Source organism: Azospirillum lipoferum (genome assembly GCF_024170005.1).
Taxonomy (GTDB): Bacteria; Pseudomonadota; Alphaproteobacteria; order Azospirillales; family Azospirillaceae; genus Azospirillum; species Azospirillum lipoferum.
Genome location: NZ_JALJXJ010000011.1, coordinates 203,513 through 218,825 on the forward strand (window position 1 = coordinate 203,513; position 15,313 = coordinate 218,825).

At 66.7% G+C, this 15,313-nt stretch carries 14 protein-coding genes; 10 read left to right on the forward strand and 4 right to left on the reverse strand.

Going from position 1 to position 15,313, the window contains the following annotated elements:
- The first annotated feature begins 78 nt into the window (after positions 1-78).
- The 6 genes from J2848_RS24265 to J2848_RS24290 all read left to right on the forward strand — a co-directional run bounded on the left by J2848_RS24265 (position 79) and on the right by J2848_RS24290 (position 5,835).
- Positions 79-627 carry a HupE/UreJ family protein gene (locus tag J2848_RS24265; protein ID WP_149232926.1) on the forward strand — a complete coding sequence of 183 codons (549 nt, stop codon included), beginning with the start codon at positions 79-81 and terminating at the stop codon, positions 625-627.
- Between the two features lie 191 nt (positions 628-818).
- Positions 819-1,892, forward strand: a complete 1,074-nt coding sequence (locus J2848_RS24270) for a hydrogenase small subunit (RefSeq protein ID WP_174469319.1) — start codon at positions 819-821, stop codon at positions 1,890-1,892.
- Positions 1,893-1,894: 2 nt separating this feature from the next.
- On the forward strand, positions 1,895-3,709 hold the full coding sequence (locus J2848_RS24275) for a nickel-dependent hydrogenase large subunit (RefSeq protein WP_149232927.1): 1,815 nt from the start codon (positions 1,895-1,897) through the stop codon (positions 3,707-3,709).
- Between the two features lie 24 nt (positions 3,710-3,733).
- On the forward strand, positions 3,734-4,528 hold the full coding sequence (gene cybH, locus J2848_RS24280; protein WP_149232928.1) for a Ni/Fe-hydrogenase, b-type cytochrome subunit: 795 nt from the start codon (positions 3,734-3,736) through the stop codon (positions 4,526-4,528).
- A gap of 587 nt (positions 4,529-5,115) precedes the next feature.
- The gene (locus tag J2848_RS24285) at positions 5,116-5,334 is read left to right on the forward strand and encodes an FkbM family methyltransferase (RefSeq protein WP_149232929.1); all 219 of its coding nucleotides are present in this window, start codon (positions 5,116-5,118) and stop codon (positions 5,332-5,334) included.
- Positions 5,335-5,472: 138 nt separating this feature from the next.
- Positions 5,473-5,835 (forward strand): hypothetical protein, encoded by a 363-nt coding sequence (locus tag J2848_RS24290; protein WP_149232930.1) that lies wholly within the window; start codon positions 5,473-5,475, stop codon positions 5,833-5,835.
- On the opposite strand, the gene hypF is transcribed toward J2848_RS24290, so the two are convergent.
- Positions 5,805-8,045 carry a carbamoyltransferase HypF gene (gene hypF, locus J2848_RS24295; protein ID WP_149232931.1) on the reverse strand — a complete coding sequence of 747 codons (2,241 nt, stop codon included), beginning with the start codon at positions 8,043-8,045 and terminating at the stop codon, positions 5,805-5,807. The two genes, J2848_RS24290 and hypF, sit on opposite strands and share 31 nt — an antisense overlap.
- A gap of 140 nt (positions 8,046-8,185) precedes the next feature.
- Between hypF and J2848_RS24300 the strand changes: the two genes are divergently transcribed.
- From J2848_RS24300 to J2848_RS24315, 4 genes are all read left to right on the forward strand, one after another.
- Positions 8,186-8,419, forward strand: a complete 234-nt coding sequence (locus tag J2848_RS24300; RefSeq protein WP_149232932.1) for a hypothetical protein — start codon at positions 8,186-8,188, stop codon at positions 8,417-8,419.
- A 201-nt stretch (positions 8,420-8,620) separates the two neighbouring features.
- On the forward strand, positions 8,621-9,679 hold the full coding sequence (locus J2848_RS24305; RefSeq protein ID WP_149232933.1) for a type III polyketide synthase: 1,059 nt from the start codon (positions 8,621-8,623) through the stop codon (positions 9,677-9,679).
- A 2-nt stretch (positions 9,680-9,681) separates the two neighbouring features.
- On the forward strand, positions 9,682-10,248 hold the full coding sequence (locus tag J2848_RS24310; protein WP_149232934.1) for an isoprenylcysteine carboxyl methyltransferase family protein: 567 nt from the start codon (positions 9,682-9,684) through the stop codon (positions 10,246-10,248).
- Between the two features lie 26 nt (positions 10,249-10,274).
- The gene (locus J2848_RS24315; protein WP_149232935.1) at positions 10,275-11,294 is read left to right on the forward strand and encodes an SDR family oxidoreductase; all 1,020 of its coding nucleotides are present in this window, start codon (positions 10,275-10,277) and stop codon (positions 11,292-11,294) included.
- A 310-nt stretch (positions 11,295-11,604) separates the two neighbouring features.
- Here J2848_RS24315 and nirK read toward each other — a convergent pair whose 3' ends face one another.
- The 3 genes from nirK to J2848_RS24330 all read right to left on the reverse strand — a co-directional run bounded on the left by nirK (position 11,605) and on the right by J2848_RS24330 (position 15,304).
- The gene (gene nirK, locus J2848_RS24320; RefSeq protein WP_149232936.1) at positions 11,605-12,672 is read right to left on the reverse strand and encodes a copper-containing nitrite reductase; all 1,068 of its coding nucleotides are present in this window, start codon (positions 12,670-12,672) and stop codon (positions 11,605-11,607) included.
- 146 nt (positions 12,673-12,818) lie between these two features.
- Entirely contained in the window at positions 12,819-13,367 is a 549-nt protein-coding gene (mog, locus tag J2848_RS24325) for a molybdopterin adenylyltransferase (protein ID WP_149232937.1), read from the reverse strand.
- A gap of 20 nt (positions 13,368-13,387) precedes the next feature.
- Complete coding sequence (locus J2848_RS24330) at positions 13,388-15,304, reverse strand: nitric oxide reductase activation protein NorD (RefSeq protein ID WP_149233061.1); 1,917 nt, start codon at positions 15,302-15,304, stop codon at positions 13,388-13,390.
- Between the last annotated feature and the right edge of the window lie 9 nt (positions 15,305-15,313).

Below are 15,313 nucleotides of genomic sequence, written 5' to 3' on the forward strand. Positions count from 1 at the left end.
CCCCTCTCCCCCTGGGGGAGAGGGGAAAATGGGAGGGAGAAATTGCCAAACCACAAGAACCCCGAGGAGCCGTTCGATATGTCGAAGATCACCCGCCTTGCCGCCGTCTCGGCGGCCATCGCACTTGCCGCCACCCCAGCCTTTGCCCATCCCGGGCATCTCGCCGGAGCCGGTTTTCTCGACGGTGCCGCGCATCCGCTGGGCGGACTCGACCATCTGATCGCCATGGTCACCGTCGGCGTCTATGGCGCCACCATCGGCGGACGCGCCGTGCTGGCGGTGCCGGGAGCGTTCCTGGCCGCCATGCTGGCCGGCGGGCTGTTCGCGCTGACGGGCGGCGCGCTGCCGCTGGTCGAGCCGACCATCTACGCCTCCACCCTCGTGCTGGCGCTGCTGTGCATCATGCCGATGTCGCGCAATGCGCTGATCGGTACCGTTTTCGCCGCCGGCTTCGGCCTTTTCCACGGCTTCGCCCATGGGGCGGAGATGCCGGCCGACGCCGCGACGCTGGGTTATGCCGCTGGCTTCCTCACCAGCACCGCCGGCCTGCATGCCGTCGGCGTGGTGCTCGGTTACGCGATCCATCGCCTGATCGGCCGGGCGGAAGAAGATGGCCGGACCGCCTGACGGGACCGGCAACTCTCCTTACACCCCGGCCGTCGTTTCGGCCGGGGACTTGCCAGCTTCAGCGGCAATCAGGTTTCAGAATCGTTGCTTTGTCAAATGTTCGTACTACGGCACGGTTGTTGCCTATGACCCGCGGAGAAGCGCACCGGCCCCTCGCACGCCGGTGCCGCCCGACGGGAGAAAACAAACCGATGGCAACGCTGGAAACCTTCTACGAGGTGATGCGGCGGCAGGGAATCACACGCCGTTCGTTCCTGAAATACTGCTCGCTGACCGCCGCGGCCCTGGGGCTGGGGCCGGAGTTGGTTCCGCAGATCGTCCACGCCATGGAGACCAAGCCGCGCACGCCGGTGCTGTGGCTGCACGGGCTGGAATGCACCTGCTGCTCCGAATCCTTCATCCGCTCGGCGCACCCGCTGGTGAAGGACGTGGTGCTGTCGATGATCTCGCTGGACTATGACGACACGCTGATGGCGTCGGCCGGCCACCATGCCGAGGCGATCCTCGACGAGGTGATGGAGAAGTACAAGGGCAACTATATCCTGGCGGTGGAAGGCAATCCGCCGCTGAACCAGGATGGCATGTCCTGCATCATCGGTGGCAAGCCATTCACCGACCAGCTGCGCAAGGTCGCCAAGGATGCCAAGGCGATCATCTCCTGGGGGTCCTGCGCCTCCTTCGGCTGCGTCCAGGCGGCCCGTCCGAACCCGACCCGCGCCACCCCGGTGCATGAGGTCATCACCGACAAGCCGATCATCAAGGTGCCCGGCTGCCCGCCGATCGCCGAGGTGATGACCGGCGTCATCACCTACATGCTGACCTTCGACCGCATCCCGGAACTGGACCGCCAGGGCCGGCCCAAGATGTTCTACAGCCAGCGCATCCACGACAAATGCTATCGCCGGCCGCATTTCGATGCCGGCCAGTTCGTGGAGTCCTTCGACGACGAGGGTGCTCGCAAGGGCTATTGCCTCTACAAGGTCGGCTGCAAGGGGCCGACCACCTACAACGCCTGCTCCACTGTCCGCTGGAACGAGGGCACCAGCTTCCCGATCCAGTCCGGCCACGGCTGCATCGGCTGCTCGGAGGACGGCTTCTGGGACAAGGGGTCCTGGTACGCCCGCCAGTCCGACATCCTCCAGTTCGGGATCGAGGCCAACGCCGACCAGATCGGCACCACCGCCGCCATTGGCGTCGGCAGCATCATCGCCGCCCACGCGGCGGTCAGCGCCCTGAAGCGCGCACAGCACAAGGGAGACGTCTGACCATGGGCATCGTCCAGACCCCGAACGGGTTCTCGCTCGATACTGGCGGCAAGCGCATCGTCGTCGATCCGGTCACCCGCATCGAAGGCCACATGCGCTGCGAGGTGAACGTCGACAGCAACAACGTCATTCGCAACGCCGTCTCAACCGGGACGATGTGGCGCGGGCTCGAAGTGATCCTGAAGGGCCGCGACCCCCGCGACGCCTGGGCCTTCGTCGAGCGCATCTGCGGCGTGTGCACCGGCTGCCATGCGCTGACCTCGGTCCGCGCGGTGGAGGACGCGCTGCAGATCCGCATCCCGAAGAACGCCCACCTGATCCGCGAGATCATGGCGAAGACGCTGCAGATCCACGATCACATCGTCCATTTCTATCACCTGCATGCGCTGGACTGGGTCAATCCGGTCAACGCGCTGAAGGCCGATCCGCAGGCGACCTCGGCGCTCCAGCAGGCGGTGTCGCCGCGCCATGCCAAGTCCAGCCCCGGCTATTTCCGCGACGTCCAGACCCGCCTGAAGAAATTCGTGGAGAGCGGCCAGCTCGGCATCTTCAAGAACGGCTATTGGGACAACCCGGCCTACAAGCTGTCGCCGGAAGCCGACCTGATGGCGGTGACCCACTACCTGGAGGCGCTGGACCTTCAGAAGGACATCGTCAAGATCCACACCATCCTCGGCGGCAAGAACCCGCACCCGAACTACATGGTCGGCGGCGTTCCCTGCGCCATCAACATGGACGGCACCGGATCGTCGGGCGCGCCGCTGAACATGGAGCGGCTGAACTTCATTCGTGCCCGCATCCAGGAAGCGACGGCCTTCGTCGAGAACGTCTATCTGCCGGACGTGCTCGCCATCGCCAGCTTCTACAAGGACTGGCTCTATGGCGGCGGGCTGTCGGCGACCAACGTCATGGACTACGGCGATTACGAGAAGGTGCCGTACGACCATTCGACCTGCCAACTGCCGGGCGGCGTCATCCTGAACGGCAACTGGAACGAGGTCCATCCCATCGACCCGCGCGACCCGGCCCAGGTTCAGGAGTTCGTCGCCCACAGCTGGTATCACTACGAGGACGAGAGCAAGGGCCTGCACCCGTGGGACGGCGTGACCCAGGCCAAGTTCGAGCTGGGTGCCAACACCAAGGGCACCCGCACCGATATCAAGGAACTGGACGAGGCTGCAAAGTACTCTTGGATCAAGGCCCCGCGCTGGCGCGGCCATGCGGTGGAGGTCGGCCCCCTGCCCCGCTACATCCTGGCCTATGCCCAGGGCGTCGGTTACGTGAAGGACCAGATCACCGAATCGCTGGGCGCCTTCAACAAGCTGGCCGGCACCAGCTTCACGCCGCAGCAGGCGCTGCCGACCACAATCGGCCGCACGCTGGCCCGCGCGCTGGAATGCCAGTACTGCTGCACCATGATGATGGACGACTGGAACGCCCTGATCGCCAACATCAAGGCCGGCGACACCGCCACCGCCAATGTCGAGAAGTGGGACCCGAAGACCTGGCCGAAGGAAGCCAAGGGTGTCGACACCGTCGCGGCACCACGCGGCGGGCTCGGCCACTGGATCAAGATCAAGGACGGCAAGATCGACAACTACCAGTGCGTCGTGCCAACGACCTGGAACGGCAGCCCGCGCGATCCCAAGGGCAACATCGGCGCCTTCGAGGCCTCGCTGCTGAACACGCCGATGGCTCGCCCGGACGAGCCGGTGGAGATCCTGCGCACCCTGCACAGCTTCGACCCGTGCCTCGCCTGCTCCACCCACGTCATGGCGCCGGACGGCGCCGAACTGGCCCGCGTCACCGTGCGCTGACCGGCAACCGAGGAGGATTACGTCATGGCTCCTCTCGACAACGCGAAGCCGGCCGCGACACCGGAGGAAGACGGGACGGCCGCTCCGGCGGCCGGCCGCTTCCTGAAGGCGATCTATGTCTACGAAGTGCCGGTGCGGGTCTGGCACTGGGTCAACGCACTGGCGATCACGGTGCTGTCGGTCACCGGCTACCTGATTGCCAACCCGCTGCCGGCGATGCCGGGCGAGGCGAGCGCCAATTTCCTGATGGGCTACATCCGCTTCGTCCATTTCACCGCGGCCTACATCTTCGCCATCGGCTTCATCGGCCGGCTCTATTGGGCCTTCGCCGGCAATCACCATGCCAGACAGCTGTTCCGCTTCCCCTTCTGGGATCGCCATTGGTGGGGAGAGCTGTTCCTGGAGGCGCGCTGGTATCTGTTCCTGGAGCGCAAGCCGAAGCTGTATGTCGGCCACAACCCGCTGGCCCAGTTCGCCATGTTCTGGGCGATCGCGGTCGGCAGTGTCTTCATGATCGTCACCGGTTTCGCACTTTACAGCGAGGGTACGGGCCAGGGCAGTTGGCAGGACAAGCTGTTCGGCTGGGTCATCCCGCTGTTCGGCCAAAGCATGGATGTCCACACCTGGCACCATCTCGGCATGTGGGCGATCCTGCTGTTCGTGATCGTCCATGTCTATGCCGCGGTGCGCGAGGACATCATGTCCCGCCAATCGATCATCTCCACCATGATCAGCGGCGTGCGCACCTTCAAGGACGCCGAAGCCCCGGCTGACGAGGAGCATGAGCGGCCGGTCAAGAAGGCGGCGCGCGCGGGATGAGGCGGGGTGTCGGCCACCTGGGCTGGAGGGTTTGAGGACCCATTGCGTCGGTACCCCGGCAGCGCATATCGATGGATGGATCGATAACGCCGCCGGGGAGACCGGACATGGGTTTCGCAAAAGAACTCTAGGCGTGGTCCTGGAGAGGGCGCGGTAGGCGCATGGCCTCAATGGCGACGGTGATGGCGATGCAGCCGCAGCGACGGAGGTCCGCAATGCGGCCACCATGGACACCCGAATCCGGCAACGGGGATACGGTACGCCCGAGCCGGGCAGCCTCTATTCCCTGAGCCGCCAGTTTCCTATCGCGGTTTCCTGGAGATCGAGCCGACCATCGGCGAACCGATCGTCTTGTTCGACGACAACGGTTCGGGTCGCCCCTGCGGTGCGCCTCATTGCGGTGGAGCCGGTGTCGGCCAATCTGGCACGACTGAGAAGGAACCTGGAAGCGAACTGCCGCAACGATCGGGTATTGGCGGTGCATGCCGCGGTTCTGGATCAAGGGGGCGAGGTGACGGTGTCGTGTGGGACACCTCCCGCGATATCTGGCCCCCGGCGCCTCCATCGTCCGGCCCGTACCGGAAGAAATGAGCGCCTGCGAAGCCGTTCCCGGGGTCACCGGAGACGACCTGCCCAGGCGTGCGGGCGAAACCACCGCTGATCTCGTCAAGATCAACGTCGAGGGAGCGGAAGTCCAGGCGCTGGGTGGTATGGCGGATCTTCTGGAACAACGCGGTCCGGACCTGCTGATTGCATGCTTCGATGAAGAGTCCGCAGCCAAGGTCGATGCGATCGTCAAAGGGTGATCCCTCCAGGGAAACTCACCATATACCCCCTTGAAAAGCTTGATTTGTTCCGCATGCGTTCCCATATCCGGGAGGTTCCGAAAACAACGGAGTCTCCCAGATCGGCGCCGCCCCATGCGGGTGCGGCCGGAGGACGTCATGCCCTATTTTCCGACCATTGACCTGACCCCGCAGGTGAAGTTGCTGCTGGCGCGCGGGGCGCTGACCCTGAACCCCGGTCAGTGGGTGCGCGGCGAAAAGGGACGCGGGCGGTTCCTGCGCACCGACCCGCGCACCGGCACCACCTATGTCAGCTGGCTGCGGCCCGGCGACGACTGGGAAACCGCATCGCAACGGTTCCACCGCGCCTGCCGCAAGGGCTACATCGGCAAGTATCGCGGCCTGTATGAATTCGACAAGGCCAACCGCACCGCCGAAGCCCCGCACCGCCGTGAGAAGGTCCGGGCGCCGGTCCAGATGCCGCTGTTCGGCTACAAGGCGAAGGATGCCGTCCACGCCTGACCAAGGCTCAACCCGCCGTCGTTGGCGGGTGCCAGCCTCGGCAGCAGCGCTTCCACCCCGGCGGCGCGAAAGCCGGCGACCAGTTCCTCCGCCAGCACCGCATTCATCAGACAGCCGCCGGACAGCACCACCCGGCTCAGGCCGTGGACGCGCAACACCGGCAGCGTCCAATCCACCAGCGCTGCCGCCAGCGTGCCGTGAAACAGTTCCGCCCCCTCCACCGCACCGGCAACAGTCAGCAGGCGCTCCAGCAGCGGCGTCAGGTCCAGTTCGCCCTTCTCGATCCTCCAGGCCCCCTCTGCCACGCAAGGATGACGCACGAGCGACTCCAGCGTCATCGGCGCCTCCCCCTCGAACCCCGCCACCGCGCGGACGCCCAGCAGACCGCAGGCGGCGTCGAACCAGCGCCCGCAGGAACTGGTAGGGGGCGCGTTTATGCCGCGCTCGATCATCCGCCGCACGCCCTCGGTCGGGCCGTGTCCGGAGAAGCGGGAAACGATCTCGTCGGCACGACCCATCCGAACCAGGGCTGATGCCGCCATCCGCCAGGGCTGGCGGGCGGCGACGTCGCCACCGGGCTGGGCGAGCGGGGCGAGGCTACCCAGGCGCTCGGATCGCAGGCCGTCGACCAGCAGCATCTCCCCACCCCAGGACCCTCCGCCTTCCCCCAGCCCGAACCCGTCGAGCGCCAGTCCCAATGCCGGCCCCTCGATCCGGTGTTCGGCCATCACGGCGGCGACATGGGCATGGTGGTGCTGGACCGCGACGGCCGGCAGGCCGGTCCGTTCAGCGAAGCGGGTCGACTGGAAATCGGGATGCCTGTCATGGGCGACCGCCACCGGCTCGACGCCCAGGATGTGCAGCAGATGATCGACTGTCTCTTCCAGGAAGCCCAGCGTCGCGGCGTTGTCGAGGTCGCCGATATGCTGGGACAGGAAGGCCTCGTCGCCGCGGGTGACGCAGACCGTCGTCTTCAGATGGCCGCCCACCGCCAGGATCGGCGGCACTGGACGGGCCAGCCGGATCTGCTCCGGCACATGGCCGCGGCCGCGGCGCAGGAAGGCGGGCGAGCCGGCCAGCTTGCGCACCACGCTGTCGTCGGCGCGGATGACGATGTCGCGGTCATGGTCGACGATCAGGTCGGCGATCCCGGCCAGCCTGTCCCGGGCCTCCCCGTTGCCGATGGCCAGCGGCTCCCCACCGGGATTGGCGGAGGTCATCACCAGGGTCAGGTCCTGCGGCCGGGCCAGCCAGCCGGTGCCGTCGGGCCGCCCTGCCGCTTCGTGGAACAGCAGGTAGTGCAGCGGCGTGTAGGGCAACATGACCCCCAGCCAAGCCAGACCGGGCGCGATGTCGGACGCCAGATCCGGGGCATCCGCCCGCCGCCGCAGCAGGACGATGGGACGGGCCACGCCCTCCAGCAACCGGCGCTCGTCGTCATCCATGCCGACATATCGGATGGCGGACTCCGCATTGGCGACCATCAGGGCGAAGGGTTTGCCGTTGCGCTGCTTGACCCGACGCAGCCGCGCCACCGCATCCGCCTGGGTCGCATCGCAGGCGAGATGGAAACCGCCCAGCCCCTTGATGGCAACGATGCTGCCGGCGCGGAGTGCAGCCAGAATTTCCTCCGGCGGGTGCGACAGGCGGGGGCCACAGGCCGGGCAGGCCGTCGGCTGGGCATGGAAACGGCGGTCGGCCGGGTTCCGGTATTCGGCCAGGCAATCCGGGCAGAGCGGAAAGCCGGCCATCGCCGTCTGTGGCCGGTCATAGGGAAGCCGCCGGGTGATGGTATAGCGCGGGCCGCAATGGGTGCAGTTCAGGAAGGCATAGCGATAGCGGCGGTCGACCGGGTCGAACAGTTCGACAAGGCAGGCCGGGCAGACCGCGGCGTCCGGGCCGATGCCGGTAGCGATCGCGCCGGACACCTCGCTGTGGCGGATGGCGAAGCACTCCTCGCCGATGACGGGGGTAATGGCTTCATACTCGACAGCATCGAGGCGGGCGAGCGGAGGCGCCTCCGCTGTCAGCGCGGCACGGAAGTCCGCGGTTGCGGTACCCTGCACCTCGATCAGCACACCCTGAGGATCGTTCAGCACCCAACCGGTCAGGCCAGATCGCCGGGCGAGGGCATGGACATGCGGGCGGAATCCCACCCCCTGCACCCGTCCGCGCACACGGATCCGCAGCCGTTCGTCGTTGTTGGACATGAAAACCCGTTGGATGACCTTCGGCTGCGCCGACCCCGCTCATCCTAACCGTCTCCCCGGAAGGAAGAAGCGATTTTGCAACGATCCGGCACCGCGTCGGTTGACAGGGGGACATGCGGAACCGGAACGGAGACGCCGTCATGAGCACAAGCAAGCACGAGAAGACCGACAAGCCGACCGATGCCGACCTGAAGAACAACCCGCAGATCGGCGGATCGAAGGGTGCCCGCGCCGCCGGCATGACGCCGGACGACCTTGATCTGGCCCAGGGCGAAACCACCTTCGAAGGCGATGTGGAAAACCAGACCAACGACAAGGGCGGGGTCGACAAACCCTTCCGCGACGGTCCGCCGCTGCGTCCCCGTCAGGCCTGATGGGCTTTCTTCAAGACGAAGGGGCGGCGCCCCAAAGGACGCCGCCTTTTTCATTGGCAACAGGCGGGTACCGAAAGGCGATACCCTTCTGAAGGGATGCCGCTTGGCGCAACCGGGACGCGCTCTACCTGTTGGCTTTGGAGAACGGGATTGCCGTCCCGCCCTTAAAACTCCAACCGACGGCAGCAGGCAGGAGGCAGGATGTCACCCGATCCGCGGCTGTTGGCGGTTGCCACGGCGTTACCGCCCCACCGCTTCGAACAGGCGGAGACGCTGACCGTCGCCCGCACGGTGTTCGCGCACCGCCTGCATGATTTCGACCGGCTGGCCCCCGTCTTCGCCAATACCGGCATCCGCATCCGCCACGCCGCCTGCCCGCTGTCCTGGTATCTGGCGCCCCATGGCTGGGCGGAACGCGCCGCCGTCTTCGAACGGGTGGCTTTGGACTTGCTGGAAGAGGCGGCGGACAAGACGCTGGCCGCCGCGGGACTGCGCCCCACCGATGTCGACGCTATCGTCTGCGCCACCACCACCGGCATCGCGACGCCGAGCCTGGAAGCATTGTTGCTCGACCGCATGGGGTTCCGGCCGGACACGGTGAGGCTGCCGGTCTTCGGACTGGGCTGCGCCGGTGGAGCGCTGGGTCTGGCCCGGGCGGGCATGATGGCGCGTGCCATGCCCGGCCGTACCGTGCTGTTCCTGGTGGTGGAACTGTGCACCCTGTCGCACCGGCCGGAAGAGGCCTCCCCCACCAATGTGGTGGCAAGCGCGCTGTTCGCCGATGGTGCGGCGGCCGCCCTGCTGCGGACTCCCGCTACGGACAACAGCGCCCCCGGTCCGCGTCTCGTCGACAGCGCCGAACACACTTGGCCGGGCACTCGGCGGATCATGGGTTGGCGGATCGAGGATGAGGGGTTCGGCGTCGTCTTCAGCCAGGACATCCCCCGCCTGATCCGTGAACGGCTGGCCCCGGTGGTGGACGGCTTCCTGACCGGCCGCGGCATGACCCGCGCCGATCTGGCTGGCGTAATCTGCCACACCGGCGGCGCCAAAGTGTTGCAGGCACTGACGGAGGTGCTGGCGCCCGCCACCGCGGGCATGGACGAGTCCTGGGCGGTGCTAAGCGACTGCGGCAACATGTCGGCCGCCAGCGTGATGTTCGTGCTGGAGCGACGGATGCGGAGCGGGGCGACCGGACCGCACCTGATGCTGGCGCTCGGTCCCGGTTTCACCGCCGGCCTCACCCTGCTGGACCTGTGACGATGGACGCGTTCGGCTGGCCGCAGACCATCCTGGCCGCGGTCGCGGCGCAGCGTCTGCTGGAACTGGTGATCGCCCACCGCAACACCGCCCGCCTGCTGGCCGACGGCGCGCGCGAGGTCGGCGCCGGGCATTACCGGTTGTTCGTGGTGCTGCATGTCGGATGGCTGCTCGCCCTGTCCCTGAAGGTGCCGACTGACGCGCCGGTGAATGGCTGGTTGTTGACGCTCTTCCTGCTGCTCCAGGCCGGGCGGGTGTGGGTGATCGCGACGCTTGGCCGCTTCTGGACGACGCGGATCATCACGCTGGACAGCGCGCCGCTGGTCCACCGCGGCCCCTTCCGCTGGGTCCGGCATCCCAATTACCTCGTGGTGGCAGGGGAGCTTGCCGTGCTGCCGCTGGTGTTCGGCGAGATATGGATCGCCGTCTTCGCCACTTTGCTGAACATCCCGCTGACCCTGCACCGCATCCGGGTGGAAGAGCTGGCGTTGAGCGGGCGCGACGGAACCGGAAGCGGTGCCGGAGGTTGGACAGGGTGGAGCAGCCGGCGCAGCCCACCGGCAGCCTGATGGCATATCCCTGAAGCAGGCCCCCCATGCAACCGACCAACGGTCTTCCAAGCTCTCCCGTCATCTGCATCACCGGCGCCTCCGCCGGGGTCGGCCGCGCCACCGCACTGGCCTTCGCCGCCTACCGCCAAGCCTCCATCGGCCTGATCGCCCGCTCGGCCGATGCCCTGGAGGAAGTAAAGTCGGAGATCGAACGGCTGGGCGGACGGGCGGTGGTCCTGCCACTGGACGTCGCCGATCCGGACGCGCTGGAGGCCGCCGCAGATCGGCTGGAAGACACCTTCGGCCCGATCGACGTCTGGATCAACGTGGCAATGGTGACCGTCTTCGGCCCCGTCCATGCCGTGACGCCGGAGGAGTTGAAGCGGGTGACCGAGGTGACCTATCTCGGCTCCGCCTACGGCATCCAGACGGCGCTGCGGCGCATGCGGGTGCACGACAGCGGCACGATCCTTCAAGTGGGATCGGCGCTGGCCTACCGGTCGATCCCGCTGCAATCGGCTTATTGCGGCGCCAAGCATGCGATCACCGGCTTCATCGACAGCCTGCATTCCGAACTGATCCACGAGAACAGCCGGATCAGGCTCACCACCGTGCATCTGCCGGCGGTCAACACGCCGCAATTCGACTGGGCGCGCAGCCATATGCCGCGCCGGGCCCGGCCGATGGGCACCATCTTCCAGCCGGAGGACATCGCCCGCGCCATCCTGCACGCCGCCGAAAATCCCCGCCGCGAATATTGGCTGGGCGGGTCGACGATGCAGGCGATCCTCGGCACCTTCCTGGCACCGGGCTTCGCCGACCGCTACCTCGCCAACACTGCGGTGGACGGTCAATTGACGGAAGCGCGCGAGACGCCCGGCCGGCCCGACAATCTGTATCATCCCGTCGACGGCCTGCACCGCACCCGCGGGCGTTTCGGACTGCCGCACGACAGCCTGCGCCTGACGGCGCCCAGCGGTGCCGCCCGCGGCGTCGCGATGGCGGCCGGTCTGCTCCTGGCGAGCGGACTGGGCTTCATGATGAGCCGGATGGCGCACCGGTAAATGTCACAGCGGGACAGTCAGGATTTCTCCTTGCAGCCTCCGCCAAGCTGCCTATATAGGGTGTCGTACGTCAACAACAGAAAGGAGGTGATCTCGTGTCTCATTGTCCGTCTCACTCGTCGTCGAGCGCCAAGGCCGAGGTCTCTTTCTTCGTGGAAGGGATTTTGGTCCGCTAAGGACTGCGCCGTGGTGTCGACGACACACGGATTGACAATGGAAGGGCTGCCGGAAACGGCGGCCCTTCTTTGTTTCTGAATAGAAAAATCCCCTCTCCATCACTGGAGAGGGGATTTTCTGCGCGCCTGCAAGCTCAGTGCTGCATCTCCCCCATCTGCTTCCGACTGTCGCCGCTCTTGTCCAGGATGATGCTGTCGTCGGGCTTGCCTTCGACTTCCAGGATGCCGATCAGCCCCTTGGTGGCGCGGCTCAGCGCGTGGTCGACCAGGGCATATTTGCCGGGATAGTCGACCCTGAACTCCACCATCGTGGCGCCGCCGGGGGCGACGGTGACGGTCTGGATGCCCTTGGCCGGCTCGCTTTCGAGCCCGCCAAGGTTGTAGACCTTATCGAAGATCTCGCCGATGACATGGAAGGACGAGGTCAGGTTCGGGCCGCCGACGCCGAAGAACAGGCGGACGGTTTCGCCGACCTTTGCCTTCAGCGGCTTGTCCTTGGTCAGGGCGCCGACGGTGCCGTTGAACACCAGATAGCTGGGGCGCTCGTTGACGAGGCCATCATAATCATCCTCGGCATTCGCCAGGTTCTTGGCCTTGGTGGCGTAGATTTCCTGCTGCATCACATAGAATTCGTGATCGACGGGGGCCAAGCCGGCTTCCGGTTCCACCACGATCAAGCCGTACATGCCCTTGGAGATGTGGTGGGCAACCATCGGCGTGGCGCAGTGGTAGACATAGACGCCGGGGGTCAGTGCCTTGAAGCTGAAGGCCTTGGTCTGGCCGGGCTCCACCTGGGTGATCTGGCCGCCGCCGAGGAAACCGGTCGCGGCATGGAAGTCGACGGAGTGGTTCATCGTCGATTCCGGCGCGTTGGAGATCGAAACATCCACCGTGTCACCGACCCGCACCCGCACCATCGGACCCGGAACCGTATTGTTGAAGGTCCAATAGGTGTAGGTGGTGCCGTCATCGAGCTTCGATTCGACTTCCGTCGTCGTCAGCGCAACCTTGTGGGTCTTCGGCGCCCGTTTGCCGGCCTTTTCCGGGGCCGGAACGGCGGCAGGGTCCTGGACGACACTGACCGTGGGTTGCTTGACCTTGGGGTCGGCATAAAGCGTGTCAGCGGCCGAGGCGGCGCCGATACCGGACAGGATCATCAGGGCGGCGGCGCTGACGGTGACGAGGGAGAGCTTGGTCTTCATGACGTCGTCTCGGTGGTTTGTTTCTTGTGAAGGAATATTCCTCCCATCCCCGAGGTCTCTGCTTGACCGTCGTCAAGTGTTTCATCTGAACGCTATTTTGTCGCAGCTCCTCTTTATTTCCTTACAAACTGTGATGACTTTGGGCATCACGATTTTGGGCGAAATGCGATGCAGATTTCGGGATCGGTTTCAATCCGGCCGGCACCGATCAGGTCCAGGCAATAGGGAATCGCGGGAAACACCGCCATCAGGCAATCGTGGATGGCCGATGGCTTGCCCGGCAGATTGATGATCAGGCTGCGTCCCCGGATGCCAGCGGTCTGGCGCGACAGGATGGCGGTCGGCACCACCCGCAGGCTGACCGACCGCATCAGTTCGCCGAAGCCCGGCATCATCTTGTCGCAGACCCGCTCCGTCGCCTCCGGCGTCACGTCGCGTGGAGCCGGGCCGGTGCCGCCGGTGGTCACCACCAGATCGCAGCCGGCGACATCGCACAGTTCCACCAGGGTGCCGGCAATCAGGTCCAGTTCGTCCGGAATCACCCGCGCCTCCGCCACCCAGGGGGAAGCGATGATGCGCGACAGTTCCTCATTGATCGCCGGACCGCCCTTGTCCTCGTAGACGCCACGGCTGGCGCGGTCGGAGATGGTAACGATTCCGATCCTTACGGGCCCGATCTTCACCTTTGCAGTCATGCTCAGTGGTCCTCTTTCGCTCAGGCGGCGCAGGCGACCTGCCGGTAGAGCGCCGGCAACGCCTTGGTCAGGTGGGAGACCTGCGGGAATATGGCATAGGCGCCGCGGCCGAACAGATAGGGGATGTAGTCGCGGGCCTGCGCATCGACGGTGATGGCGAAGACCGCCAGCCCGTCACGGCGCGCCTCGCGGACCGCCTGCCGTGTGTCTTCGATGCCGTAGCGGCCTTCGTAATGGTCCACGTCATTCGGCTTGCCGTCGGTCAGCAGGACCAGCAGCCGGTGGTGGTTCGGCCGCTCGGCAAGCTGAGCGGTGACATGGCGGATCGCCGCACCCATGCGGGTGTAATAGCCGGGCTTCAGCGCGCCGATCCTGCGGGTAACGGTGGGGCCCAGCGGCTCCTCGAAGCCCTTCAGCGTCTGCACCCGTACCCAGTCGCGCCGGCGCGAGGTGAAGGAATAGAGCGCATGGTCGTCGCCGCAGGCGGTCAGGCCATGGGTCAGCGCCAGCAGCGCCTCCTTCTCCACATCCAGCACGCGGCGGCCGTCGATCCAGCCGTCGGTGGAGAGCGATCCGTCGACCAGCACCGCCACCGCCAGATCGCGGGCGGCGCTGCGCACCTGCTGGTGCACCCGATCGCTGCCGCAGCCGCCGGCCTGGAGATCGGCCCGGCTGCGCACCAGCGCGGCCAAATCCAGCTCGTCGCCGTCGGGCTGGCCGGTGAACAGCATGCGACGCGGACGCAAGGCCTCGAACTGGCGGCGGACCTGCCGGATGCGGCGCTGTGCGGCGGCGTCGGGCTGCCAGGACTCGCCGTCCGCCGGTGCGGTTTCGGCAATCACCCGGCAGTGGTTGGACAGATGGGCCTGCCGGCCATGGTCCCATTCCGGATAGCTCAAGGTCGCCACCAGCGGCGTGTCGTCGACCACCGGCGCACCGAGATCGAGGTCGAGCTTCAACGTGGTCGAAGCCTTGCGCTGGTGCGCGCCGACCGCGATCTCGTCCAGGTCGTCGGCGGCCTTGCGGGCGTTTTCCGCATCGTCATCGTCGACCGCGCGCGGGATGTTCAGCGCCTCGGCAAGGCTCAGCATCTTTTCGAAGCGGTTGAGGATCAGCGGATCGTTGCGCTGGATCTGATCGGTCTGCCGGCGGGTCGCGGCCCGGCGGCGCTGGTCGGCCTCGGCCGCCTGTCCGCCTTCGCCGGGGCTGTCGACCGCAGCGGCGGCGCCATGCTCGGCAGAGGGTGCCACCAGCCCCCACAACGGCACCGGCAGCATCCGGGCATAGCCATAGGGAGCGGTGAAGTCCGACACCGGGATGGTGGGGGCGAGCATGCGTGCGCCATCGCTGGTGACGGCCCCGGCGCCGAGCAGCGCCATGGCGGCGCGCTCGACATCGGCCTCAACCGGCGGCAAGCGGCGGGCCGGCCGGCCGGCGGCAGCGGCGCGGGTCAGTTCCTCATGCATGCGGGACAGGCCGGGCCAGCAGGTCAGCACCCGCGTCGTGGCGGCGGCGGCGCTGCGCAGCGCCTGCACATCGGCCTGCAACGGGTCGGCAGGGATCGGCTCGGCCACGGCATGGGCGAAGAAGGCGGTCAGCCATTCATACAGGCGTTCGTTCAGTGCCGGATCGGGGAACAGGTCGATCGCCGTCGGCAGTTGCAGCACATTGCCATCCAGCGCTGCCCGCTCCACCCGCTCCTCCCCCAGCCCGATGCGACCGAGCAGCGACAGCCGGTGTCCGGACACCGCGGCGCTCCCGGCGGCGAGCCGCACGCCGCGGTCGCCACCCAGCGCCCGGAAAAACACCGACAGCCGCGGGCGCATCGTCTCCAGCGTCACAGCGGCGTCCGGGTGGTGCGGATAGCTCGACCGTCCGCCGATCAGGCGGTGCCACAAACGGCCGACGGTCTCTTCCGGTTCGAAGAACTCCAGCATGACGATACC

Excerpts from the sequence above, each read along its gene's own strand:
- mog (WP_149232937.1), bottom strand. The coding sequence starts at position 13,367 with ATGACTGCAAAGGTGAAGATCGGGCCCGTAAGGATCGGAATCGTTACC.
- J2848_RS24285 (WP_149232929.1), top strand. The coding sequence starts at position 5,116 with ATGAGCGCCTGCGAAGCCGTTCCCGGGGTCACCGGAGACGACCTGCCC.
- nirK (WP_149232936.1), bottom strand. The coding sequence starts at position 12,672 with ATGAAGACCAAGCTCTCCCTCGTCACCGTCAGCGCCGCCGCCCTGATG.
- J2848_RS24265 (WP_149232926.1), top strand. The coding sequence starts at position 79 with ATGTCGAAGATCACCCGCCTTGCCGCCGTCTCGGCGGCCATCGCACTT.
- J2848_RS24305 (WP_149232933.1), top strand. The coding sequence starts at position 8,621 with ATGTCACCCGATCCGCGGCTGTTGGCGGTTGCCACGGCGTTACCGCCC.
- J2848_RS24310 (WP_149232934.1), top strand. The coding sequence starts at position 9,682 with ATGGACGCGTTCGGCTGGCCGCAGACCATCCTGGCCGCGGTCGCGGCG.
- hypF (WP_149232931.1), bottom strand. The coding sequence starts at position 8,045 with ATGTCCAACAACGACGAACGGCTGCGGATCCGTGTGCGCGGACGGGTG.
- J2848_RS24290 (WP_149232930.1), top strand. The coding sequence starts at position 5,473 with ATGCCCTATTTTCCGACCATTGACCTGACCCCGCAGGTGAAGTTGCTG.
- J2848_RS24300 (WP_149232932.1), top strand. The coding sequence starts at position 8,186 with ATGAGCACAAGCAAGCACGAGAAGACCGACAAGCCGACCGATGCCGAC.
- J2848_RS24275 (WP_149232927.1), top strand. The coding sequence starts at position 1,895 with ATGGGCATCGTCCAGACCCCGAACGGGTTCTCGCTCGATACTGGCGGC.
- J2848_RS24315 (WP_149232935.1), top strand. The coding sequence starts at position 10,275 with ATGCAACCGACCAACGGTCTTCCAAGCTCTCCCGTCATCTGCATCACC.
- cybH (WP_149232928.1), top strand. The coding sequence starts at position 3,734 with ATGGCTCCTCTCGACAACGCGAAGCCGGCCGCGACACCGGAGGAAGAC.
- J2848_RS24330 (WP_149233061.1), bottom strand. The coding sequence starts at position 15,304 with ATGCTGGAGTTCTTCGAACCGGAAGAGACCGTCGGCCGTTTGTGGCAC.
- J2848_RS24270 (WP_174469319.1), top strand. The coding sequence starts at position 819 with ATGGCAACGCTGGAAACCTTCTACGAGGTGATGCGGCGGCAGGGAATC.